The organism is Bacillus sp. Y3 (assembly GCF_008123875.1).
GTDB lineage: Bacteria > Bacillota > Bacilli > Bacillales > Bacillaceae > Bacillus > Bacillus altitudinis.
In genome coordinates this window covers 424,852-447,704 of record NZ_VSSC01000004.1, presented here as the reverse complement: position 1 = coordinate 447,704, position 22,853 = coordinate 424,852, and the positions used below count along the sequence as shown (strand labels likewise).

At 41.3% G+C, this 22,853-nt stretch carries 20 protein-coding genes; 16 read left to right on the top strand and 4 right to left on the bottom strand.

Annotation, left to right across the window (positions count from 1 at the left end; all coding sequences use genetic code 11):
• Nucleotides 1–43: 43 nt before the first annotated feature.
• On the top strand, nucleotides 44–424 hold the full coding sequence (locus tag FXF70_RS11955; protein ID WP_148780298.1) for a hypothetical protein: 381 nt from the start codon (nucleotides 44–46) through the stop codon (nucleotides 422–424).
• Between the two features lie 35 nt (nucleotides 425–459).
• Here the strand turns inward: FXF70_RS11955 and FXF70_RS11950 are convergent, their stop codons facing one another.
• Complete coding sequence (locus tag FXF70_RS11950; protein ID WP_039962740.1) at nucleotides 460–876, bottom strand: hypothetical protein; 417 nt, start codon at nucleotides 874–876, stop codon at nucleotides 460–462.
• Nucleotides 877–1,029: 153 nt separating this feature from the next.
• Here FXF70_RS11950 and FXF70_RS11945 point away from each other — a divergent pair, with 153 nt between their 5' ends.
• Together FXF70_RS11945 and FXF70_RS11940 are read left to right on the top strand one after the other, a co-directional pair.
• Entirely contained in the window at nucleotides 1,030–1,536 is a 507-nt protein-coding gene (locus tag FXF70_RS11945; protein WP_008349054.1) for a YhcN/YlaJ family sporulation lipoprotein, read from the top strand.
• A gap of 156 nt (nucleotides 1,537–1,692) precedes the next feature.
• On the top strand, nucleotides 1,693–2,568 hold the full coding sequence (locus tag FXF70_RS11940) for a hypothetical protein (RefSeq protein ID WP_144740629.1): 876 nt from the start codon (nucleotides 1,693–1,695) through the stop codon (nucleotides 2,566–2,568).
• A gap of 29 nt (nucleotides 2,569–2,597) precedes the next feature.
• Here the strand turns inward: FXF70_RS11940 and FXF70_RS11935 are convergent, their stop codons facing one another.
• Nucleotides 2,598–3,242: a spore coat protein gene (locus FXF70_RS11935; RefSeq protein ID WP_050827090.1), complete on the bottom strand. Its 645-nt coding sequence runs from the start codon at nucleotides 3,240–3,242 to the stop codon at nucleotides 2,598–2,600.
• 145 nt (nucleotides 3,243–3,387) lie between these two features.
• Here FXF70_RS11935 and FXF70_RS11930 point away from each other — a divergent pair, with 145 nt between their 5' ends.
• The 3 genes from FXF70_RS11930 (at nucleotide 3,388) to FXF70_RS11920 (ending at nucleotide 10,335) form a co-directional block, all read left to right on the top strand.
• Nucleotides 3,388–6,750, top strand: a complete 3,363-nt coding sequence (locus FXF70_RS11930) for a CheR family methyltransferase (protein WP_148780297.1) — start codon at nucleotides 3,388–3,390, stop codon at nucleotides 6,748–6,750.
• Between the two features lie 82 nt (nucleotides 6,751–6,832).
• Nucleotides 6,833–9,736, top strand: a complete 2,904-nt coding sequence (locus FXF70_RS11925) for a 5'-nucleotidase C-terminal domain-containing protein (RefSeq protein ID WP_148780296.1) — start codon at nucleotides 6,833–6,835, stop codon at nucleotides 9,734–9,736.
• Between the two features lie 32 nt (nucleotides 9,737–9,768).
• Nucleotides 9,769–10,335, top strand: a complete 567-nt coding sequence (locus FXF70_RS11920) for a class D sortase (RefSeq protein WP_025207002.1) — start codon at nucleotides 9,769–9,771, stop codon at nucleotides 10,333–10,335.
• A gap of 34 nt (nucleotides 10,336–10,369) precedes the next feature.
• On the opposite strand, the gene FXF70_RS11915 is transcribed toward FXF70_RS11920, so the two are convergent.
• Entirely contained in the window at nucleotides 10,370–11,272 is a 903-nt protein-coding gene (locus FXF70_RS11915) for an RluA family pseudouridine synthase (protein WP_108611627.1), read from the bottom strand.
• Nucleotides 11,273–11,380: 108 nt separating this feature from the next.
• On the opposite strand from FXF70_RS11915, the gene FXF70_RS11910 reads away from it, so the two are divergent.
• From FXF70_RS11910 to FXF70_RS11900, 3 genes are all read left to right on the top strand, one after another.
• The gene (locus tag FXF70_RS11910) at nucleotides 11,381–11,722 is read left to right on the top strand and encodes a DUF5365 family protein (protein ID WP_148780295.1); all 342 of its coding nucleotides are present in this window, start codon (nucleotides 11,381–11,383) and stop codon (nucleotides 11,720–11,722) included.
• 307 nt (nucleotides 11,723–12,029) lie between these two features.
• Nucleotides 12,030–12,695, top strand: coding sequence for an HAD family hydrolase (locus FXF70_RS11905; RefSeq protein ID WP_017366913.1), 666 nt, complete (start codon nucleotides 12,030–12,032; stop codon nucleotides 12,693–12,695).
• A 14-nt stretch (nucleotides 12,696–12,709) separates the two neighbouring features.
• Complete coding sequence (locus FXF70_RS11900) at nucleotides 12,710–14,248, top strand: bifunctional GNAT family N-acetyltransferase/carbon-nitrogen hydrolase family protein (RefSeq protein ID WP_025207005.1); 1,539 nt, start codon at nucleotides 12,710–12,712, stop codon at nucleotides 14,246–14,248.
• Nucleotides 14,249–14,293: 45 nt separating this feature from the next.
• Here the strand turns inward: FXF70_RS11900 and FXF70_RS11895 are convergent, their stop codons facing one another.
• On the bottom strand, nucleotides 14,294–14,710 hold the full coding sequence (locus FXF70_RS11895) for a hypothetical protein (protein ID WP_046343052.1): 417 nt from the start codon (nucleotides 14,708–14,710) through the stop codon (nucleotides 14,294–14,296).
• A gap of 166 nt (nucleotides 14,711–14,876) precedes the next feature.
• On the opposite strand from FXF70_RS11895, the gene FXF70_RS11890 reads away from it, so the two are divergent.
• The 7 genes from FXF70_RS11890 (at nucleotide 14,877) to glpK (ending at nucleotide 22,758) form a co-directional block, all read left to right on the top strand.
• Complete coding sequence (locus FXF70_RS11890; protein ID WP_024719950.1) at nucleotides 14,877–15,293, top strand: VOC family protein; 417 nt, start codon at nucleotides 14,877–14,879, stop codon at nucleotides 15,291–15,293.
• An 83-nt stretch (nucleotides 15,294–15,376) separates the two neighbouring features.
• Nucleotides 15,377–16,294, top strand: coding sequence for an AEC family transporter (locus FXF70_RS11885; protein ID WP_007497064.1), 918 nt, complete (start codon nucleotides 15,377–15,379; stop codon nucleotides 16,292–16,294).
• 28 nt (nucleotides 16,295–16,322) lie between these two features.
• A complete protein-coding gene (locus FXF70_RS11880; protein ID WP_148780294.1) occupies nucleotides 16,323–17,915 on the top strand; it encodes a PucR family transcriptional regulator in 1,593 nt (530 codons plus the stop codon).
• 241 nt (nucleotides 17,916–18,156) lie between these two features.
• The gene (locus tag FXF70_RS11875; RefSeq protein WP_008349026.1) at nucleotides 18,157–19,494 is read left to right on the top strand and encodes an aspartate aminotransferase family protein; all 1,338 of its coding nucleotides are present in this window, start codon (nucleotides 18,157–18,159) and stop codon (nucleotides 19,492–19,494) included.
• A gap of 163 nt (nucleotides 19,495–19,657) precedes the next feature.
• Nucleotides 19,658–20,215 (top strand): glycerol-3-phosphate responsive antiterminator, encoded by a 558-nt coding sequence (locus FXF70_RS11870; protein WP_017360356.1) that lies wholly within the window; start codon nucleotides 19,658–19,660, stop codon nucleotides 20,213–20,215.
• Between the two features lie 215 nt (nucleotides 20,216–20,430).
• Nucleotides 20,431–21,246, top strand: coding sequence for an MIP/aquaporin family protein (locus FXF70_RS11865; RefSeq protein WP_008349011.1), 816 nt, complete (start codon nucleotides 20,431–20,433; stop codon nucleotides 21,244–21,246).
• 15 nt (nucleotides 21,247–21,261) lie between these two features.
• Nucleotides 21,262–22,758, top strand: a complete 1,497-nt coding sequence (glpK, locus tag FXF70_RS11860; RefSeq protein ID WP_007497075.1) for a glycerol kinase GlpK — start codon at nucleotides 21,262–21,264, stop codon at nucleotides 22,756–22,758.
• The last annotated feature ends 95 nt before the right edge of the window (nucleotides 22,759–22,853 follow it).

Sequence of the window (22,853 nt, the reverse complement as noted above, 5' to 3'; positions counted from 1 at the left end):
AAACAAGATAATTAATAAAAATTTCACTTATGAGGGGTTTAAAATGAGGAGAAAACAATTTCCAGATCGAACGGACTGGCTTTCTTTTTTTGAGACGTGGCCTGATGAAGGATTTGAACGAGATATGCCCATTGAATATCAAGATCTAACGTTTCGGTTTGAGAATGAGGAAGAGCGATTTATAGTGACGATGTCTCTTGGAGTACAAGAATTTTCTTTGAAGGCTATTCGTAAAAAGGACGCATCTGTTTTAGGAGTATATGCCTTTAAAACTGTGCGACATGTAGAAATAAAAAAGGATCGGCAGCATCAAAAAGAGCTGTTGATACTATTAGATGGTGTGGAACGGTTTGTTATCACGATCGAAATCACCTTCTTACCTTCCTTCTGCATCATGGTGAAAGAGCATTTTTCAGGAGAATGAACAGGAGCCTTTCTGAAAAAAGGCTCCTGTTTTAGTTATTTGTGCTCGATGTCATTGAGTACTTGCTGAATAGATTCATCATCCATTACATTCATGACACTTTCATCAATGTGAAGAGACTGGGCGTAAGACTCTCTCGGCGGCTGATGAGTTTGGTATGTTTTTGATGATGTTTGATGCTGGCTTGTTTCATTAGGCTGGACAGCGCTGAATGCTTGCTTGATCATTTGTCCTACTTCAGCTGTGCCTTTTGAGTCTTTACGTGAATGTGAATGGGACTCATGACGAGATGACTCATGCTGGTGTTGATCTTTGCCTTTCATCATTGAGGACAAATTCATTTGAGTCATGCTGCTAAGTCTTCTCCGTAATAGTGGTGAAAATAATGCAATGATGGCTGTTGATGCTGCGATCATTGCACCAGTACTCATACCTTTTCTCTTTTTAAACAAACGAATCCCTCCATTTGATCGTGATGATACTTCTTCATCATGTTTAGGATGACCAATAAAGGCTGATTTATGAATTCATTGCTGAAATAGAGGATGTGTGCATAAAAAGTCTGCTGGATGAAAAACCTATGAGCAAAAGGAGGGAATCAATTGATGAATAAGAAATGGATGCTATCTTTATTACTCGTTCCAACATTGATCACTGCTGGGTGTGGAATGAACAACCAGGGCGATGAACGAAGAGGAACAATGAAACGACAGTATGAAAATGTCACATATAAGAACGACAACATGAGACAGGATCAACCAAATGTGCAGACACCTCAGAAGGTGAAAGTGGCAGATAAGGCATCAGAGCTTGTTGCCAACATGTCTGAAGTGAAAACAGCGAACGTACTTGTCACAGGGAAAAATGCATTTGTTGCTGTCGTGCTTGAAGGCAATAAAAGCGGAGATGTAACAGACGATTTGAAAAAGAAAATTTCTGACAAAGTTAAATCGACGGATCAACAAATTGATAATGTGTATGTATCTGCTAATCCAGACTTTGTCGATCGTATGGCAGGGTACGGAAAACGTATTAGAAGTGGAGAACCAATTTCAGGATTCTTCGACGAGTTTACTGAAACGGTTCGACGTGTCTTCCCTGAATCAAAATAGCTACGACAAAAGCCGTATGTCATATGCGGCTTTTTTGTTTGGAACCGCACCTTGCGCACCTGACTGCATAAAGTAAAAAATATATCACCTCTTGTTGATCTTTGTTTTTTCATAGAAAGAGAAAGAGGTTGCAGGATGAATTCAGGTGGGGAGTAAATGAAAGCAAAACCGTCATTAATTCATAAAAAACTTGTAAGCGGAATGATTGCAGCAGGTTTGATTTTTTATGCGTTCACTGCGTACTTGATTTATGTAGCGTTCCAGCTGGCAGAGCAATATCTAGAGCAGCATTCTTCGCCTAAAACGGTCTTAACGGAAGGACTCAATAAGCAAGTCTATGAACATATTCGAATCTACTATGCAGAGGATGAGGGCGCCTTTGTCGATCTGACCATAGAAGCGCTTGAGCAGGCAAAGAAGAGGACGATGTCAGTGTTTCAGTATGAAGCTGATAAACCGTTAGATATCATTTATTTTGATGATAAAGAGACGATTGAGCAATTTGCCGGTATCAAGCATATTACAGGTTTTTATTCTGATGTTGATCATATGATTGGATTATACCCAGATAAACGGGAAGAATTGTTGAAGAAAGAGACACTGCCTTTATACTTTTTCAACACGTTATTCATTCATGAGTATGCCCATTTTGTTTTCTATGAAAAGGTGCATGCATACAATGTATCTCCAGTCGTCTTTCCTCTTTGGTTCCATGAAGGAACAGCAGAATGGACGGCCTATGATGTGCTGAACGCCACGTCTGAACGGTTTGACGTCATTCCTTTTAAATCTCTTTATTCTGATCAAGACTGGCAAGAATCTCGCACGACGTATGAGACAGATGTTTATTTACAAAGCTACTATATGATCTATGAGCTTGTGCAGCTTTATGGACGAGATGTCATACATGAGATCATGGAGGAAACGGCGAAAACTAGTCGTTTTGATAGAGGGTTTGAACAAGCGACAGGACAACGTCTCACAGATTTTGAAGAGCAATTTAAACTGAATTATCAAAGAAAAAACGGCTGACCTGTAAATAGGTCGGCCGTTGTTTTTATTTAATGAAGCGGTTTTTGCTGGTTGGCTTTGCTCGGCGGCATCTGCACTTGTCCCTGCATAGGGGCAAATGTAGATGTCATCGCCTGCATATCTTGAGCTGTAAGCTGCGGAACTTGATAATAGCTATGTTTGTTTTGATATAAGAAAATTTCATACGCCATTTCAATAAAGTTCGGGATTTGCGCTGCAAGCACACGTCGTACCACAGGGTTTGTGACCTCTAATGCAGTCATTGAGAGTAATCCAGCATGAGATTTCACGAGACCAAGCATATGCCCTGTAATTCCCGCATCCTTTACATCCTGTAATGATTGATTTGGCTTCTTAGGCTGAGATGGTTTTATTCCGTATGTCACCTGTGTCTGTTCGTTCATCATATAAGTAGATGTTTCTTCACTAGGCTTTTGACCAGTAGAAAAGCAATCTACCGTGACGTTGTACTGGGACAATACAAATTGATATTGTCGATCTAACATGTCGGATAATGCGGGATCTTGGATAAATTGCCGAAAGATCATGTATTGATCCAAAATATTAATGGTCCCTGCTAATACCTCATGTAAATCAAATAACTCATGCCCGCCATGATTGAATTGGGGCTGCTGGACATGTCCTTGAACGTTTGGTTGCTGATCGTTTTGCATAAAGAATCCTCCTTCTGTTTTATACAGTCTGTTTTAATGTGAGGAAGTTTTCCTCCTTTCATGCAAAAAACATTATTTACAATTAGAGGGTTTTCTTCCTTTTTGTCGAAAAAATGTATCAGACGAATGAACATGGGGGTACCAGATGCAGGACAAAATCATTAATCGTTTGATAGAAGACGAACATGTGCAGGCACCAGTGATTGGCATCGGTGTTTCGCCGTTTGAACAGCATCATCTTGAGGCTTTTTTTCAATCATTTCCGCATGAATTAAATGCCTCTTTTATTGTTGTGCAAAATCATGTGACAGGCGATTGTGTAACTGATTTGGAAGCACTTGTTTTACCGATTGGCTACCGGGCAAAGCCGATTAAGCATGGTGAGAAAGTCATGAAAAATACGATTTATGTTTGTCCGCAGCATGCAGCTGTGACATTGACAGAAGACAAACGGCTACACATAACAGAGCAGCATCCTACAAACAAGGCGTGTGCTGTGAATTCGTTGTTTCAGTCACTTGCCAATGTGCAAAAGGAAGAGGCCTATGCGATCTTTTTTCAAAAAGGCTATTGTGTAGGAAGTGGTCTGCTTCAAATCGTTGAGCAAGGCGGTACAGCCATATCGTGCAGTGAGACAAATAGTGGGTTTGATCGTATGTATCATCAAACATTTCAAGACCCTTCTGCACTTGCGTCATATATAGCCAACATCATCAACGTTCCGCATACAGATGTTGCAGACCCTTTTTTGATCAGAATCATTGAACGTCTTGAAATGCATAAAGGAATTGCATTTTCAACCTATGAGAAGCGCAGACTGCTCTCTGTCATTCAAAAAAGAATGAGGAGTGCGAACCAATCGATCTCCTTGTTGTCCGAGTACGATCGTTTATTAGAGAGAGAACCAGATGAGCTTGATCGCCTGCATGTACAGCTTTTAAGCGGCACGACTTCCTTTTTTAGAGATATGGAAGCCTTTCGAGTATGTGAACATCACATCATTCCGTCGATCATTGATAATACATTAAAAAATGGGAAATCTCGATGCCGAATTTGGATTGCAGGATGTTCTACAGGTGAAGAAGCCTATTCTTTTGCGATGTTATTTTTAGAAGAAATGAAACGAAGACAAGTGTCCATTGAACTTCAAGTGTTTGCAACAGACATCAACCGGAAAGCCATTCAAAGTGCAAGCAAAGGAGTTTATTCGCTTGAATCTATGGCACGGATGCCAGAAAAATGGAGGGCGCGATATTTCGAAAAAAAAGGTGACGCTTTTATTGTGAAGCAGTCGCTTAGAAAACATATTGTCTTTGCTCCTCACAATTTATTGATCGATTCACCTTTTATCCACCTCGATTTTATCAGTTGCCGAAATGTTCTGATGTACTTCCAGCCAGAAGTACAAAAACGAGTCTTATCTCGATTCCAATATGCACTAAAGGATCAAGGGATGTTGATATTAGGACCGAATGAAAAGGTACCCAATATCCCTCGTTTATTTCATTTGTTAAATGAAAAGTGGAACATTTACACCCACTCAAACGTTCCTAAATACAATGCAGGTCATACGGAGTTAAAAAAACGAGCTGTCCAATATATGAAAGAAGTAGAGCAGGAGTATGATGCATGTTTCATCATAGACGATTGCGAGAAAATTCTCGCGATATCAAACGGTGCCTATTCTTTCTTAGCGCATGCAGAAGTCTCAGATGAATTATGTGAATATGTAACCCCTGATTATATGAAAGAGATACTAAGTCAAAGCTTTCAAAAGGTGTGGACTGAAGAGACTGAGGTTGTCTTTCAACATGTCCTCATTTCGGAAAATGGAAGAAAGCAGTATGCAGATTTTACAGTGAAACATTTTGATCGCCGTTTTAAAGGAGTATACGTCATTCTCATTCGGAAGAGTGAGAGAGGAAAAAATCAAAAGAACGGCAGGGACAAAGGGATGTTAGAGCAGAATTCGGTTTATCAACAGCGAATTGTCGATTTAGAAAACGAGCTCAATGAGGTCAAACAAAAGGAGCAAGAAGCAAGGGCTCAATTAAAAGAAAAAAACAAGCAAATAGAAGTGCGCGAGAAAACAAACGAGCATTTTATTAATATCATCAACAACTTAAAGGTGACAAGAGAAGAACTGTACCGGCCGTCTGTGAAGCCAGAACTTGCCACGTTGTTTGTGGACCGGGAAATGAATATTCGCTATCACACTCCTACAGCTACCTCTTTATTCACTTCAGCTCAAACCCGGCACCAGCAAACGTTTCAGTCGATGGTGAAGAAGTTATCGAAGGAAATGCTCTATCATGATATTCAATCTGTCATTTCAGATAGGCGCGTGATCGAACGTGAAATTGAAACGAACGAAGGAGAACAATTCACGGTTCATATGACACCTTTCTATGATCAAGATCGCGAGGGAGCGGTGATGACCTGGATCAAAATGACCGAAATGACGAAATTGAAGCAGGCTCTTCATCTTGCGGTGACAGCACTTGATAACAGCCATATTCATATTGTGGTTGCAACGGGAGAAGGTGTTATTCAGTGTGTCAATCAGCGCTTTTGTCAGTTTGTACAGCAGCATGAATATGATTTGATCGGAAAAGATATTTTTTCTGTCTATTATGCGTTGTGTCAATGTGATGATCTAGTGAAACAATGGGACGTGTGTTTAAGAGATGGCAGCTGGACAGGTGAGTTGTATTTTCAGGACTTATCAGGGCGTGAGCGATGGGAAAGAGTCTCTTTACACCGAATCGATGACCCTGACAAAATGCAGTCTACTGTCATGCGGATTTCGGAGGATATTACAAGTCAAAAACAGTCTGAGAAAATGCTGATGAAGTCTGAAATGCTGTCAGCAGTTGGACAGCTTGCAGCTGGTATTGCCCATGAGATACGTAACCCACTTACGTCGTTAAAAGGCTTTTTACAGCTAATGATTCAAAGTAAAAAGTATCAGAAGGATTATGCCGATGTGATGATGTCAGAGTTTAATCGGCTTGAGTCTATTATTAACGAATTCCTTGTGCTCTCTAGAAGCAAATCTGTTAAATTTGAACCGGTGAATGTGAATCTTCTGCTCGAAGAAGTCATTATGGTCGTTGAATCTCAGGCGGTCTTAAAAGGAGTGTCGATTCAAAAGAATCTGGCGCCCTCTCTGCCACATATTCAAGGCATTCCAAATGAACTAAAACAAGTGTTCCTTAACATTCTTAAAAATGGAATTGAAGCGATGGATGGAGTAACAGGTGTGATCCAAGTGACTTCATTATTGAAAAACGACCAAATGATGCTGATATTTGAAGACCAAGGAAAGGGCATACCAGAAGACGAGATTGGGAAATTAGGTGAACCTTTTTACACAACGAAAGAAAAAGGCACGGGTCTTGGATTAATGATGACCATTAAGATTATTGAAAGCCATGGCGGTACCATTCGTTTTGAGAGCAAAAGCTTTGAAGGGACACGTGTGATTATTACGTTTCCAAGTAATTGAGATCAGCTTTACATGAAATCCATCCATTCTCAATAATTGCTTTGTACAATAGAAGAGATGAAGTTCAAAGGGGAGAAATCTAATGAAACGTATACAATCCATTCGAATGGTCTGTTGTTTGATTTTGGTGATATTTAGTCTGCAATCTTTACTGCCTAGTATGATGACAGCTGAGACGTTTTCTTCTGAGAAAAAGGAGACTTTATGGAAACAAACAAAGCCGATGAACATAAAAAAAGCCCGAAAACTGATAGGAGAAACGGTAACAGTGAGCGGAATCGTAACAGCAGATCAATCCGCTATAGGGAATGGGAAACTATCAACATATATTCAAGACAAAACAGCTGGTCTCAATATTTATTCTGCGCAGCCTAAGAATTTTCCAGAACTGAAAGCAGGCATGAAGGTCACGGTGACTGGCAAGGTGACGACTTATAAAGGGCTTGTTGAAATTGTGCCAGATCAAGATCGTCTGAAGATAGATGCTGTGAATCAGCCATTGCCTTCGCCAAAGAAAGTTTCCATTAAACAATTGGAATCGGATCAGGCAAGCAAATATGAAGGAAGATTAGTGAAGGTAAAAGGCTATGTAGAACAAGCGCCAGATCAGCCGGCTGGCGGTGGATACAATGTGGTCATCATAGATAAAAAATATCATAGCACAGTCCTTAGAGTCATGGTTGATACGGGTGCCATTGATCAAGTGAAGACCGGAAAATGGTATGAGTTTACTGGCGTTTTAAGCAGATACGATACGCTGCAAGTATTTCCAAGACACAAAACCGATGTCAAATTGCTGAAGAACCAGCCAAAGCCGCCAAAAATCAAAAAAGAATACGAGGCAACGGTAGATCGTGTTGTGGATGGAGATACCATTCATTTGAAGAAGCCTGTGCTCGGCACAACAAAGGTACGCTTCGTGAATATGGACACACCAGAAACCTACCACAAGCCAAAAAATGAATTAGATCAAAACCAGCTGCGTTTTGGACAAAAAGCGACGGATTATTTAAAAACGCTTCTTTCAAGCGGTGATCGAGTCACATTAAAGATTGGCCCGGAAGCAAAGGATGGATATGGACGTCTTTTAGCTCAAGTCAAAACCAAAAAAGGGCTGAATACGAACCTAGAGCTTGTGAAAAAAGGATATGCCCCTACTTATTTCATCTGGCCTGTTGGAGATGAAAAAGAGTATCAGATGTTCCAGCAAGCAGTGAAAGATGCCAAGAAAAAAGGGCTTGGTATTTGGAATAAAGAAGATCCTCTTCTAGAACAGCCGTTTGAATTTAGAGCACGCGAGCAGAAAAAAGGGCTCACACGTTATGTGGGTGATTCATCTGCAAAAACCTACGTATCACCTGACAGCTGGAATGAGATCGATGTGGATAAACGTATCTTTTTTGCTTCTAAAGAAGAAGCAGAGCAGGCTGGATATCAGGCGTCAGAATCAACCCGTGAAGTTCCATTAACCATTTTAAGCATGAATGATTTGCATGGGAAAATTGATCAGCAATATGAGCTGGATGTAAAAGGTGATGGCAGTAAAGGAACATATGGACGGATGGATTATGTGGCGGCTTATATAAAACAAAAGCAAGCTGGGCAAAAAAATACACTGACAGTTCATGCAGGAGATATGATAGGCGGAAGCTCGCCGGTTTCTTCTCTTTTACAAGATGAACCAACGGTTGAACTAATGGAGAACATCGGCTTTGATGTTGGGACTGTCGGCAACCATGAGTTTGATGAAGGTGTAGATGAATTATTGCGCATCTTAAAAGGTGGAGATCACCCGAAAGGCACAAAAGGATACGATGGGCAGAACTTCCCGCTTGTTTGTGCAAACTGCGAATACAAGGACACTGGCAAACCACTTTTACCGGCCTATGAAATCATGGATGTCGAAGGAATTCCTGTGGCTTTTATCGGGGTAGTGACAACATCAGCGGCAGGAATGGTCATGCCAGAAGGAATTAAAGATATTCAATTTACTGATGAAGTCAAAGCTGTCAATGAAGCAACGAAAGAATTAAAGCAAAAAGGGATTAAAGCGATCGCAGTTCTGGCTCATATGACCGCCTCTCAAAATGGTGATACCATTACTGGAGAAAGCGCAAGGCTCGCCAAAGAAGGTGATGACGAAATTGATGTCATTTTCGCTGGCCATAATCACGAAGTGGTCAATGGAGAAGTGAATGGAAAATTAATTGTCCAAGCCTTTGAATACGGAAAGGCAATTGGAGAAGTCAATGTCACACTTGACCGGAAAACAAAAGATATTGTCAAAAAGAGTGCAAACATCCAGTATGTAGACCAGGCTGGTATTGAAAAGGATCAGGAAGCAGCGGACATTTTAGCCCATTACGGAAAAGAAGTGGAGCCGATTATTAGTGAGGTTGTTGGAGAAGCTGGCGTCAAGATGGAAGGTGGCTATTCCAATGATGGTGATACACCACTTGGCAACCTCATTGCGGATGGCATGAGATATTCAATGAAAAGTGACTTTGCCATGATGAATGGCGGCGGGATCAGACAAAATCTCGAAAAAGGACCGATTACTTGGGGAGACCTCTTTAATATTCAGCCATTTGGAAATGTGTTAGTGAAGCTGGACATCAAGGGGAAAGATTTAGTTGATATCATTGAAGCTCAAATATCTCCTCAATTTGGACCAGATTATAGTATTTCAGGCTTTTCTTATTCGTACGATCCGTTAACATATAAAGTAGTCGACTTAAAACTGTCTGATGGTTCTTCCGTTGATTTCGATAAAACGTATACACTCACAGTGAACAACTTCATGGCGACTGCCACTGGAAGTAAGTATGCACCGATTGGGCGGCTAGGGAAAAATCCGGAAACAGGCCCAGAAGATTTAGAAGCAACGGTCGCTTTTGTAAAGAGCTTCGAGGGAGCTTCTATTGTGTATCAAAAAGAGGGCCGAATTCAACAAGCGAAACAAGAAGAAAAGGCAGCAGCAAGCTAAAGAATCATCAGCAAAGACAAAGGAGTTAACGCATGAAAAAATGGCTTGCAGTGATTGTCATGTCAGCGGGAATTGTGGTGCTTGGCTGGGGAATCTGGCAAATCGCTTCTACTCACTTACAAACAGCACATTCGTTAGAGGAAGCAAAGAAGGTCGTAGAAACTGATCAAGGGATGACAAAGGAAAAATTTTCACCTGAAATGGGGAAAGCCTCTGGCATCCTGACCATTCCGAAATTAAAAGCCGATTTGCCGATTGTTGAAGGGACAGATGCGGACGACCTTGCCAAAGGCGTCGGTCATTATAAAGGCAGTTATTACCCTGATCAAAATGGACAAATCGTTTTGTCGGGACACAGGGATACGGTCTTCCGCCGGACTGGTGAACTGGATATTGGGGATCAGCTGAAAATCACTGTACCGTATGGTGAGTTTGTTTATGAAATCACGCATACGAAAATTGTGGATCAGCATGATACATCCATTATTACCTTACAAAATAAAAAAGAAGAGCTTGTGTTAACCACATGCTATCCATTTCATTTTGTCGGCAACGCACCAGAGCGGTACATTATTTATGCGAAAAGAGCATCTGTCTAACGTCAAAAGAGCCTGTATGATCAGGCTCTTTTTTCTACATATTGTCCATTAATTCAGCCATATCAGGTGGGAGCGGTGCTTCTATCGTCAGCTTTTCACCTGTGAATGGATGGTTCATGTCTACTTGTTTGGCATGAAGGGCGCATCTGTTTATCAGGTCACGCTTCCCGCCATATAATGTATCGCCAGCTAAAGGATGCCCGAGACTGCTAAGATGGACCCGAATTTGATGCGTTCTGCCTGTTTCTAATCGCAGCTTAACGGCCGTCATCTGTAAACGTTTATTGAGATGGAAGACCTCATAATGAGTCTTGGCGCTTTGACCAGTAGGAGAAACCCTCCTTCTGACGGCATGGTGTTTATCACGTCCAATGGCTGCTTGGATCGTTCCTTTCTTTTTCTTAAACAGTCCTTGTGCGATGGCAAGATACGTTCTGTTAATTGCTTTTTTTGAAAGCATTTGATCGAGTACAGCATGTGCCAACCTGTGTTTGGCAAAAATGACGGTGCCACTTGTGTCTTGATCCAGCCTATGTATATGTCTGACCCGCTTTTCTTCTCCATTTGCTTGAAAATGGAAAGCGACTAGATTCGCCAGCGTACCTGTTTGTCCTTTTTCATTTGGATGCGTCGGTCTTCCAGCAGGCTTTTGGACAACTAATAAATGCTCGTCTTCAAAGAGTACCTCTAATTCACCGTATTCTGGCGTCACATCACTTTCTTCCGTCTCAAATAAATCAATGAGAATCTGATCACCTGTACTCACTTTTGCAGCATGGTGTGCAGGTTTTTGATTGAGACGGACTTTTTGGTGCTCCATCCAAAAATGGATAATCGGTTTAGAGGCAGACACTTCCTCTTTTAAAAATTGACTTAAGGAAATGCCATTTTGCTGCTCACCTACTTTTAGTGAGAGCGTGTGTCCTTTTATGATCATGATATTCGTCCTCTCTTTGGGTATATATAGGAAACACTTACCTTAGCGAATGACTTTTTTTCTGTGCTATTCTGAATGGAGTAATAACGACAGAGAGGTAGATGCCACGTGAGATTAATGAAAGCTGCGACAGACCTTCAGGAGCAGGCAATTGAAGAAGTATCAAAGGAAATTGAAGATCTTTTAACCCATTCTGTTAATGGAGAAGAGCAGGAAAAACAATCCCCGCTTACATTCATTGATGGTGTGTATAACGGGACAATGGATGATGCTTTTCGTATCTTATCAGGTCTTCAGCTATTACATACCATTATTTTAAAGCCGAAGCGACATATCACAAAACGAGACCGTGAGTTATTTGAACTCAACCGTGAACAAGTTAATGCGTGCGGCTTTTCTTTCCCGTTTGATTTAGATGATTTTGCAGGCCGTCACCTTCAAAATGCGTAAAAGTTGGTGTGAACTTCCTTGTTAACTTACAAGGTCGTCGCACATACTATTTTTAAGGGAACGGAGAAACCTTCAAGATCTGTAATACCAATTCCGCTCTTTTTCAACAATGTCTATTCTCCACGAATCGGAGCGCTTGGATCTCTTGCAGAAAGAATCGAACATGACAGGAGCCTGACAAAACGATGCAGGCTCCTTTTATACATAATCATTTTAGCAGACATTCATCTTTGAAAGTCAATTTTATTCACGATATGATAGCAGTATGGAAGATATTTCAGACTTTCGGAAAAAAGGAGTGGCCTCTTTGGTAAAGGCGATTATATTTGATTTTGATGGATTAATTTTAGATACAGAAACACATGAATATGAGGTTCTGCAGGAAATGTTTGCGGAGCATGAATCGGAGTTGCCTCTGTCTGTATGGGGAAATGTGATTGGAACGCAGGCAGGTTTTAAGCCTTTTGAATATTTGGAAGAGCAGTTAGGAAAGACATTAGATCATGAGGCACTCACAGAAGATCGGCGTTCACGTTTTCAAAAGAGAATGAAGGACGAAGCAGCAAGACCTGGTGTAGAAGCTTATTTAGAAGCGGCAAAGGAGCTTGGAATTAAGATTGGACTTGCTTCCAGCTCAGATTATAAATGGGTGTCTGATCACCTGAAACAAATTGGACTTTTCGATTACTTTGAATGTATCCGCACGTCAGACGATGTGGAAGAAGTGAAGCCTCACCCAGAACTTTATTTGCAAACCGCACAATGCTTAGGCGTTGAGCCAAAAGATTGCGTGGCATTTGAGGACTCTGTGAATGGGTCAATCGCTGCCAAACGAGCGGGTATGAAATGTGTCATCGTGCCAAATAAAGTGACGAGCACACTGCAGTTTGAAGAATATGACGCGAGATTAGAATCCATGGCTGAAATCGAATTGCTCCAGCTATTCCATCAGCTTGAAAAAGAGGATCAGTAAGGGGGCAATACATCATGGCAGAAAAACTAGATTTAACGCGATTTGAAAAAAGAATGGTGATTCGAAATATTAGAGAAGAAGATATCGACCGAATCATCACATTGCAAGAGGTATGCTTTCCAGGCATGGACCCTTGGAAAAAAGAGCACCTTGAAAGCCACCTTGAACATTTCCCAGAAGGCCAGTTCTGTGCGGAATTCGAGGGAGAAATCATTGGCTCATGTTCAAGTTTATTAATTAACTTTGATGAATACGATGATCGTCACACATGGCAGGACATCACAGATGATGGATATATCACAAACCATAATCCAGATGGGATGAATATGTACGGAATTGAAGTAATGGTCAGTCCTGAGTACCGCCGGATGAAAATCGGTCATCGTTTATACGAAGCAAGAAAAGACTTAGCGAGAAGATTAAATTTAAAAAGCATCATTATTGGCGGACGTATCCCGAATTATCATAAATATCAAGAGGAAATGACGCCTCGCCAATATGTAGAGCAAGTTATGCTGCACCAAATTTATGATCCTGTGCTATCTTTTCAGCTGTTAAATGAATTTAGCCTGATGCGGATCAATCCGAATTACTTGCCGGATGATAAAGCTTCCAGCACGTACGCAACGCTAATGGAATGGAACAATGTCGATTATCGCCCGCAATCGAAAAGATATTATAAATCGGCGTTCCCAGTACGTATTTGTGTCATTCAATATGCAATGAAGCAAATTCATTCCTTTGAAGAGTTTATGAATCAAGTGGAGTATTACGTGGATGTGGCATCAGATGCGTCAGCTGACTTTGCCGTTTTCCCGGAAATCTTTACAACGCAGCTTATGTCATATTTAGAAGAGAGATCACCAAGTCTAGCAGTGCAGCGGATCACAGAATATACTGAGGACTACATCAATTTGTTTACAGATCTCTCGGTCAAGTACAACATTAATATCATTGGTGGTTCTCATTTCGTTGAAGAGGAAGGGAAAATCTATAATATCGCCTATTTATTTAGACGTGATGGAACGATTGAAAAGCAATATAAGCTGCATATCACGCCGAATGAAAGAAAATGGTGGGGGATTTCAGCTGGTGACCAAGTCCGGGTATTTGATACGGACTGCGGTAAAATTGCGATCCAAATTTGCTACGATATTGAATTCCCTGAGCTTGCTCGAATTGCAGCTGACAAAGGAGCGAAAATTATATTCACTCCATTCTGTACAGAAGACCGTCAAGGCTATTTACGTGTGCGTTACTGTGCGCAGGCGAGAGCGGTTGAAAATCAGATATATACGGTCATTTCTGGAACGGTCGGAAACCTTCCGCAAACAGAAAACATGGATGTCCAATATGCACAATCAGCCATCTTTGCACCATCTGATTTTGAATTCGCAAGAGATGGCATTGTAGGAGAATGCAACCCGAATATTGAAATGGTGGTTGTCGGTGATGTCGACTTAGAAATATTAAGAAGGCAGCGTCAAGATGGGACGGTTCGTCAGCTGAAAGACCGAAGAAGAGACGTGTACCATATTGAATATAAGAAATAACCAAAACAAGCGCCCCGCAGTTATGCGAGGCGCTTTTCTGTATGTTTACATTTTCTTTAATGCCACTGTAGCAAAATGGGCAATGCTTTTGGCAGCTAAAAATGGAACGTCTGATTTAACAAGAGATTGATAAATCGTTTTTTCTACTTGTTTCCATGTAAGATCAGACTCTTCTAAAAGATTTTTTAAATCAGGTCCTACATGCTGGTTGAAAAACTGTTCAAATTGTTCACGTTTTTCTTGTCCGGCAATCACTTCTAACTTTTGTAGCCACTTTTCTTGTTTTTGGAAAGATTGTTCGATGTTTTGTTTAATGGTGTCTGTTGTTGAAGGAAGCTGAAAATCACTTTCTGCTGTCACCTGCTTCGTTTGAATAGATGCAGCATCAGCTGTTTGAGTAATAGGTGAAGCGAATAAAAGGACAGAGGTGGAGAGCATCAAAGATTTTGCGATTGTTTTCATTAAGAAAACCTCCTAGTTCATTTAGTATTGTGCACGAGATTTATTATACATTTTTGTTAAAATAAGGTAATGGGGCTTACCGCTTATTTTTTCATGCGACAAAGGGATGCCAAATGAAAAGACGAATATACTGAATGGAAATGATGTTTTACAAAGGGAGAGGGATATGGGGCGAGAATCTAAACATCTGTATATCAATTTGCCGGTTAAGCATGTAAATGAGTCAAAGGATTTCTTTGAACAGCTAGGTTTTGACTTTCAACAAGAACTGACGAATGAACATGCTGCTTGTTTTGTGATGAATGAGACGATCACAGTCATGCTGTTATCACTTAAGCATTTCCAATCCATTTCAGAGAAGGAATTGGTAGATGCTAGAAATGGCGCAGAGGTCATTATCTCTTTACAGGTCGAGACGAGGGAAGAGGTTGATGAGCTTGTAGAGCGTGCGATCGCAGCTGGTGGTTCACCGTTTAAGGAAAAACAAGACCATGATTTCATGTATGGCTGGAGCTTTCAGGATCGTGATGGTCATTTATGGGAAGTGTTTTATATGGATGAGGAGAGAAGCGACCTTTCATAAGGGTGCTTCTTTTTTATTGATGATCAGTGGTATGATAAGAGGGTAAAAAAGAAGGAATTCATCTAGAGAAAAGTAGGTGCTGCATGGAGTTTTTACTTGTCTTAATGCCAGTGTTCGGCATATTCCTTATAGGGTATATTGGGCAGAAGACAATTGGTTTTGATATACATACGCTCTCATCAATGTCTTTATATTTAATGTCACCATTTCTTGCATTTGAAACCTTTTATCAAAATAAAGTATCGATGGACTATGTGTACTTATCTATATTTGTCGTAGGGCTTTGTCTTTCACTTGTTTTATGTGTCTTCATTTTATCTCGAATTTACGGGTATTCGAATGAAACGTATTGTGCCATGATTTTGTCATCAGCATTTATGAATAATGGAAATTACGGCACGCCTGTTGTCCTTCTTGTTTTTGGAGCAGCTGGTTTAGATATTGCGATTGTGCTAATGGTCCTTCAACAGCTCGTCATGAGTACGATCGGCATGTATTATGCAGCAAAAGGTGGAGAGGACGCGGGAGACTTGAAGGTCGTTCTAAAAAAAGTGCTGCGTATGCCGGTTGCTTATGGGGCTCTTCTTGGTCTATTATTTCAGCTCATTGACCTTTCATTACCTAAAGAGCTTATGACAGGTGTTCAGCTGGTCGGGGATGCAGCGATACCAACGATTATGCTGATTTTAGGTATGCAGCTCGCAGTGATTTCTTTTAAACAAGTGGATTATCGTAATATTTCCTATGCGGTGCTGCTGAAGCTGTTTATCTCACCACTCATCGCATTCGGCTTTACGCTTATTTTACCGGTAGATGATTTGGTGAAACAAATTATGATTTTAGTTGCAGCGATGCCGACTGCGGCGAATACCACGTTGATGGCTGTGCAATTTCGAACGAAACCTGAGTTTGTCTCAAGCACGACATTTCTCAGTACGATTTTAAGTATTGTGACTTTACCTGTTTTATTATGGATTTTATCCATGCACCCTCTGGGATAGGGGACGGCAAACAAAGGGGGACTTATGAATGAATGTAGATGTTCATTTTCAAGTAAGTGATGTGTTAAAAACGAAGCATTTTACGCATGCGAAAGTGTTAGCTGGGGAAAAGGGATTGTTTCGGCAGGTAAAATGGGTACATGTACTTGAAGTGCCTGCTGTAGAGGATTTGTTAAACGGAGGCGAGCTGATCTTAACGACGGCCGCAGGCTTCCATGATCAATTGGAAGTCTTTCAGGCGTTTTTAAGACAGTTGATTGACTCAGGTGCGGCTGGCTTGTGTATTGAATTTGTACCGCTCCGGTTTGATGTGCCAGAAGAACTGATTATTTATGCAGAAGAACGTGATTTTCCGCTTATTCTGTTTACAAAAGAAGTGAAGTTCGTCAATATTACACAGCATCTCCATACGATGATGATTGAACGTCAGTATCAGATGATGGCGGATTTAGAAACACTGTCGTCCAAGTTGAATGAGCTTTTATTGACCCCTCATCCGCAGATGGATATTTTGGATCAAGTGTATCAGCACGTGAGAGGGATTCTTTTGTTGATCCCTATTCAAGGTGAACCGATTATTTTATGTGATTCTTCCAAACAAACAGAAGAGCTTGTGATGAATTATTTGCAGTATGCTTCATTACCAAAAGGATATGAAGTGACGCAAAAACAAGTCCTTGCACTCAAACAAACCTTTGCAGACCTCGTCCTCATTCATCAATCGAACACGCTCTCGGAATTTGAACTGCTTGTGATGGATAAAGGAGCAAATGCCCTTGCCCAGCAAACATTAAGAGAGCTGTATACAGAAGAGCTGAAGAAGACAAAAGAGAATGAATGGCTGCAAAAATGGTTTCATGAAGAGCATACAGAAAGAGAAATCATAGAACACCTTGAGGAAACAGAAGGACTGAAAAAACCGACCGGCTGTGTGGTGATGCTCTTTCAAAAAAACCACCAAATAGAAGAAATCGCAGGGAATCTTTATTTTCTTGTCTCTTGCCGTTCTATTTTTCAGCGTGCTGGTTTCTATTTGATTGTGTACGAGCATCAAGGACAAACCTTATTTATTTTATTGAATACAAGAAAAGTTGAGGACTGGAAAGAGCGTGCAGAAAAAGCGGCAAACGACATCACGCAATTATATGACCGTGAGAAGCCCGGCGAGGCAGTCATCAATTATGGAATCGGTTCATATTGTGAGCAATTTCAGCACATGAGAAAAAGTTTTCAAGCAGCGAAAGAAGTGCTGCATTTAAAGAAAGTGATGCCGCAACGGATAAAAAGCCCATTTTATCAAGATTTACATATGCTTCGGTTGATGCCTGTCATGAAAGAAAGCGGGTTATTAGAATGCATGGTGAAAGAGTATTTAGAGCCGGTGATTTTATCTGATAAACAAAATAGCGGCAGGCTCTATCAGACGCTGAATATCTTTTTACAGACAAACGGTTCTAAAAAAGAAACCGCAAGCCAGCTCTATATTGTGAGGCAAACGCTTTATCACAGATTGGATAAGCTTCATGCTTTACTTGGTGGGGATATGATGCAAGCGCCAAAACGTCAAGCGCTTGAATTTGCGATCCTTGCTTATGAATTTTTACAGGGGAATCGCCATTAACGGTATATGTTAGATTTTGCCGAGGGATCAAGTAGAGTGTCTCATGGTTCTTTTCAATCAGTTGACGATCTGTCTAATGTAATGTGTCTGGCCCCTTTTTTATAATGAGAGTAACGACACGGGCGGTCTTGTTTCAGTTTCATATGCCTCACTTTTATCCATATAATGAATGGAGAGGTCATATGCAGGACCGGTTTAAGTTTCTTTTATGATGAAAACGGATACATGGGGGCGTGGGAAGATGAAAACACATAACGCACAAGATCTTCAGGCGAAAGATGATCAGTTCATTTGGCATCATATGAAAGGGACAAACAAAGAAAATGAAAGTATGGTGATTCATGAGGCAGAAGGCGCATGGGTGACAGATATTCATGGAAATCGCTATTTAGACGGGATGTCAGGGTTGTGGTGTGTAAATGCCGGATATGGACGTAAAGAGCTTGCAGAAGCGGCGTATAAGCAATTAAATACGATGCCTTACTACCCACTGACACAAAGCCATGTGCCAGCGATTCAGCTGGCTGAGAAGCTCAATGAATGGCTAGACGGGGACTATGTGATCTTCTTTTCTAACAGTGGTTCTGAAGCGAATGAAGCGGCATTTAAGATTGCCAAACAATATCATGCGCAAAAGGGAGAGAGTACACGCACAAAATTTATTTCTCGATATCGATCGTATCATGGCAACACAGCAGCAGCTCTAGCCGCAACGGGTCAAGCGCAGCGTAAGTACAAATATGAACCGTTAGGGCAGGGGTTTATCCATGTCGCACCGCCTGATATGTACCGGCATCCTGAAGATCAAGAGAGCTTGGCAAGTGCTGCGGCAATAGATCAGGCCATGACGTGGGAACTAAGTGAGACGATAGCTGGGGTCATTATGGAGCCGATCATTACGGGCGGAGGTATCCTAATGCCGCCAAAAGGGTATTTGAAGAAGGTCAAAGATATCTGTGAAGCCCATGGAGCGCTTCTCATTGTAGATGAAGTGATATGCGGCTTTGGCCGGACAGGAAAGCGGTTTGGATTTATGCATGAGGAAGTGAAGCCAGATATCATCACCATGGCAAAAGGGATCACAAGTGGATATTTACCGCTATCTGCAACGTGCGTGAAACGAGACATTTATGAAGCGTATGCAGGAGAAGATACGTATGACAGGCTACGGCATGTGAATACATTTGGCGGTCACCCTGCTTCCTGTGCGGTTGCGCTTGCTAACCTAGAGATCATGGAAAACGAGCAATTAGTGGAGCGGTCAGGCACGCTTGGCCAAGACATGCTCGAACGTTTGCAAGAGTTAAAAGAGCATCCATTTGTCGGTGATGTGAGAGGAAAAGGTCTGCTGTTTGGGATTGAGCTTGTGCAGGATCAGGCGTCAAAAAAGCCAGCTGATCCAAGTGTAGTCGGTCAATTGATTGCAGAATGTAAAAAGCGAGGATTGATCATCGGGAAAAATGGCGATACAGTGGCTGGCTATAATAACGTGGCACAGCTCGCCCCACCGCTAAATATCACTGATGAAGACGCCTCATTCATTATTCATACTTTAAAAGAAAGCATGGCACAATTATAGCAGAGAGATTTCTCTGCTTTTTTCTATGCCATGAAAGGATCAGGTCTGAATCGATCTGCTAGGCTGAATGGTCAATGGGCACACTAGGTGTATTGAAAAAAACATGCGATTCTATTACTGTAAGGAGAAGATAGAACCAATACACATTAGAAGGAGACGGCATATGAGTTTTCATGATCAACCCATTCTACCTGCTGTTCGCAATATGAAGCAATTTGAGGAATTTTTAAAAAGTCCATTTACATATGGGGTCTTACTAGATGTTCACTTAGGGCGGCTTAAGGGCATCATGAATGAGGCGAATGCACATCATAAAAAAATGTTTGTCCATGTCGATCTCATTCACGGAATCAAACATGATGAGTACGGAACGGAATTTATTTGTCAGGAAATGAAACCAGCTGGCATTATTTCTACTAGGTCTTCTGTCATAGTAAAAGCCAAGCAGAAAAAGGTATATGCCATCCAGCGAATGTTTTTACTTGATACAAGTGCGATGGAAAAAAGCATGGAGTTTGTCGGGAAACATCGTCCAGATTTTATTGAAGTATTGCCGGGTGTCGTGCCAGATTTAATTACAGAAGTGCGCGAAAGAGCTGGAATACCAATATTTGCAGGAGGATTTATCCGAACAAAAGAAGATGTAGAAAGGGCGCTTGCAGCAGGGGCGACAGCTGTCACCACATCGAATACAGAGCTTTGGAAAGCATTCCAAAAATGAAAAAGATAAAATGTGAAAATTGATTGACAACGTTTTCATCCTCTGATACTATAGCACTAAGTTAATATCATGTGATGGAGAAACGGAGATCCACAACGACGCTTTACTAGGTGACAAATGACCCTGATGTAAAGTATGTTTGTTGTGGATCTTTTTTCTTTATCTTTTCTACACATTTATAGGGGATGGCAACTGAACCAGAGGAGGAATTTTTCATGACACCATTTTGGGGTGAAGTCGTTGGTACAATGCTTCTGATTATTTTTGGAGGCGGTGTGTGTGCGGCAGTCAGTTTAAAGAAATCACTTGCTTATCAGTCCGGCTGGATTGTAATCGCTTTCGGATGGGGATTTGCAGTAGCGATTGCAGCTTATGCCACTGGAGGAATCAGCGGTGCACATTTAAACCCGGCGCTGACAATAGGTCTTGCATTAGAAGGAAGTTTTCCTTGGGCTGATGTTCCAATGTATATTGTCGGTCAAATGCTTGGCGCATTACTCGGAGCTATTATTGTCTTCTTACATTACTTACCACACTGGAAAGCGACAGACGATCCAGGTGCAAAACTAGGCGTATTCTCAACTGGTCCTGCGATTCCGCATACTTTTGCAAACGTGCTCAGTGAAGTCATTGGTACATTTGTATTGGTGGTAGGAATTTTAGCGATTGGTGCAAATAAATTTGCAGACGGAGTCAATCCGCTGATTGTTGGTTTCTTAATTGTCGCGATTGGTCTTTCATTAGGTGGTACAACTGGTTACGCAATTAACCCTGCACGTGATTTAGGTCCAAGAATCGCACATGCCATTCTGCCGATTCCAGGTAAAGGTCCATCAAATTGGAAATATGCTTGGGTTCCTGTTGTTGGTCCAATTTTGGGCGGTGCATTTGGCGGTGTTTTCTATAATGCAGCCTTTAAAGCGAACGTCACACCAGCCTTTTGGATTGTAAGCGTTATTTTAGTTGTGGTATTGTTAGGACTCTATGTTTCTACGAAAAACCAGACAAATGCTGTCAATGAAAGTATGTAAGGGGAGGAAAACACCATGGCAAAAGAAAAATATATTCTCGCATTAGATCAAGGGACAACAAGCTCAAGAGCGATCTTATTTGATCAAGAAGGTAAAATTGCACATACAGCTCAGAAGGAATTCAATCAATATTTTCCGAACCCAGGCTGGGTAGAACACAATGCAAATGAAATTTGGAGCTCTGTTCTATCAGTTATTTCAACTGCTTTAATCGAATCAGGAATTGAAGCAGATCAAATCGCCGGTATCGGAATTACGAACCAGCGTGAGACAGCTGTTGTTTGGGATAAACATACAGGCGCACCTGTTTACAATGCAATTGTTTGGCAGTCACGACAAACATCGGGTATATGTGATGAGCTAAAAGCGCAAGGACACGATGAAACGTTTAGAAATAAAACCGGTCTTCTGATTGATGCTTATTTCTCAGGTACTAAAGTGAAATGGATTTTAGACAATGTAGAAGGTGCTCGTGAGAAAGCAGAAAATGGTGACTTGCTGTTTGGCACAATTGATACATGGCTCATTTGGAAAATGACTGGCGGTCAATCACACGTGACAGATTATTCAAATGCATCAAGAACGTTAATGTTCAATATTTACGATCTGAAATGGGATGAAGAACTACTTGATATCTTAGGTGTTCCAGCTTCCATGCTGCCAGACGTCAAACCATCATCACACATTTATGGTGAAACAACAGACTATCACTTCTTCGGTAAAAATATTCCGATTGCAGGAGCGGCAGGAGATCAGCAGTCTGCGTTATTCGGTCAGGCTTGCTTTGAAGAAGGAATGGCGAAGAACACATATGGTACAGGATGTTTCATGTTGATGAATACAGGGGAAAAAGCAATTAAGTCGGATCATGGATTGTTAACGACGATTGCATGGGGCATTGACGGCAAAGTTGAATATGCTTTAGAAGGAAGTATTTTCGTTGCTGGCTCAGCGATCCAGTGGCTGCGTGATGGACTTAGAATGTTTAAAGACTCAAAAGACAGTGAAGCTTATGCTGAGCGCGTTGAGTCAACAGACGGCGTATATGTCGTACCAGCATTCGTTGGTTTAGGCACACCATATTGGGATAGTGATGTCCGAGGCGCTGTATTCGGTTTAACACGCGGTACTTCTAAAGAGCACTTTGTTCGTGCAACGTTAGAATCACTTGCTTATCAAACGAAAGATGTTTTAGATGCGATGGAAAAAGATTCAAACATCTCACTTAAAACATTGCGCGTCGATGGCGGGGCTGTAAAGAATGATTTCTTAATGGGCTTCCAAAGTGATTTGCTCGATGTACCAGTAGAACGTCCAGAAATTAATGAAACGACGGCACTCGGTGCGGCCTATCTTGCGGGAATAGCAGTTGGCTTCTGGAACGACCGTTCAGACATTGCAAAACAATGGAACCTTGACAAGCGCTTTGAACCTAAAATGGAAGAAGACAGCCGTGACTCGTTATACAGCGGGTGGAAAAAGGCTGTAAAAGCAGCTCAAGCTTTCAAATAAACAAAAAGTATGGTATACTTCAAGTAAGTTAATAGAACGGTTGGAGAACTGGAGAGACCGCATGCACCGAAGTGTAGAAATACGCTTTGGGTGTT

What these genes read in the sequence shown, in the direction of transcription:
- FXF70_RS11955 (WP_148780298.1), top strand. Translation starts at nt 44, where the DNA reads ATGAGGAGAAAACAATTTCCAGATCGAACGGACTGGCTTTCTTTTTTT.
- FXF70_RS11945 (WP_008349054.1), top strand. Translation starts at nt 1,030, where the DNA reads ATGAATAAGAAATGGATGCTATCTTTATTACTCGTTCCAACATTGATC.
- FXF70_RS11940 (WP_144740629.1), top strand. Translation starts at nt 1,693, where the DNA reads ATGAAAGCAAAACCGTCATTAATTCATAAAAAACTTGTAAGCGGAATG.
- FXF70_RS11935 (WP_050827090.1), bottom strand. Translation starts at nt 3,242, where the DNA reads ATGCAAAACGATCAGCAACCAAACGTTCAAGGACATGTCCAGCAGCCC.
- FXF70_RS11930 (WP_148780297.1), top strand. Translation starts at nt 3,388, where the DNA reads ATGCAGGACAAAATCATTAATCGTTTGATAGAAGACGAACATGTGCAG.
- FXF70_RS11925 (WP_148780296.1), top strand. Translation starts at nt 6,833, where the DNA reads ATGAAACGTATACAATCCATTCGAATGGTCTGTTGTTTGATTTTGGTG.
- FXF70_RS11920 (WP_025207002.1), top strand. Translation starts at nt 9,769, where the DNA reads ATGAAAAAATGGCTTGCAGTGATTGTCATGTCAGCGGGAATTGTGGTG.
- FXF70_RS11915 (WP_108611627.1), bottom strand. Translation starts at nt 11,272, where the DNA reads ATGATCATAAAAGGACACACGCTCTCACTAAAAGTAGGTGAGCAGCAA.
- FXF70_RS11900 (WP_025207005.1), top strand. Translation starts at nt 12,710, where the DNA reads ATGGCAGAAAAACTAGATTTAACGCGATTTGAAAAAAGAATGGTGATT.
- FXF70_RS11895 (WP_046343052.1), bottom strand. Translation starts at nt 14,710, where the DNA reads ATGAAAACAATCGCAAAATCTTTGATGCTCTCCACCTCTGTCCTTTTA.
- FXF70_RS11890 (WP_024719950.1), top strand. Translation starts at nt 14,877, where the DNA reads ATGGGGCGAGAATCTAAACATCTGTATATCAATTTGCCGGTTAAGCAT.
- FXF70_RS11885 (WP_007497064.1), top strand. Translation starts at nt 15,377, where the DNA reads ATGGAGTTTTTACTTGTCTTAATGCCAGTGTTCGGCATATTCCTTATA.
- FXF70_RS11880 (WP_148780294.1), top strand. Translation starts at nt 16,323, where the DNA reads ATGAATGTAGATGTTCATTTTCAAGTAAGTGATGTGTTAAAAACGAAG.
- FXF70_RS11875 (WP_008349026.1), top strand. Translation starts at nt 18,157, where the DNA reads ATGAAAACACATAACGCACAAGATCTTCAGGCGAAAGATGATCAGTTC.
- FXF70_RS11870 (WP_017360356.1), top strand. Translation starts at nt 19,658, where the DNA reads ATGAGTTTTCATGATCAACCCATTCTACCTGCTGTTCGCAATATGAAG.
- FXF70_RS11865 (WP_008349011.1), top strand. Translation starts at nt 20,431, where the DNA reads ATGACACCATTTTGGGGTGAAGTCGTTGGTACAATGCTTCTGATTATT.
- glpK (WP_007497075.1), top strand. Translation starts at nt 21,262, where the DNA reads ATGGCAAAAGAAAAATATATTCTCGCATTAGATCAAGGGACAACAAGC.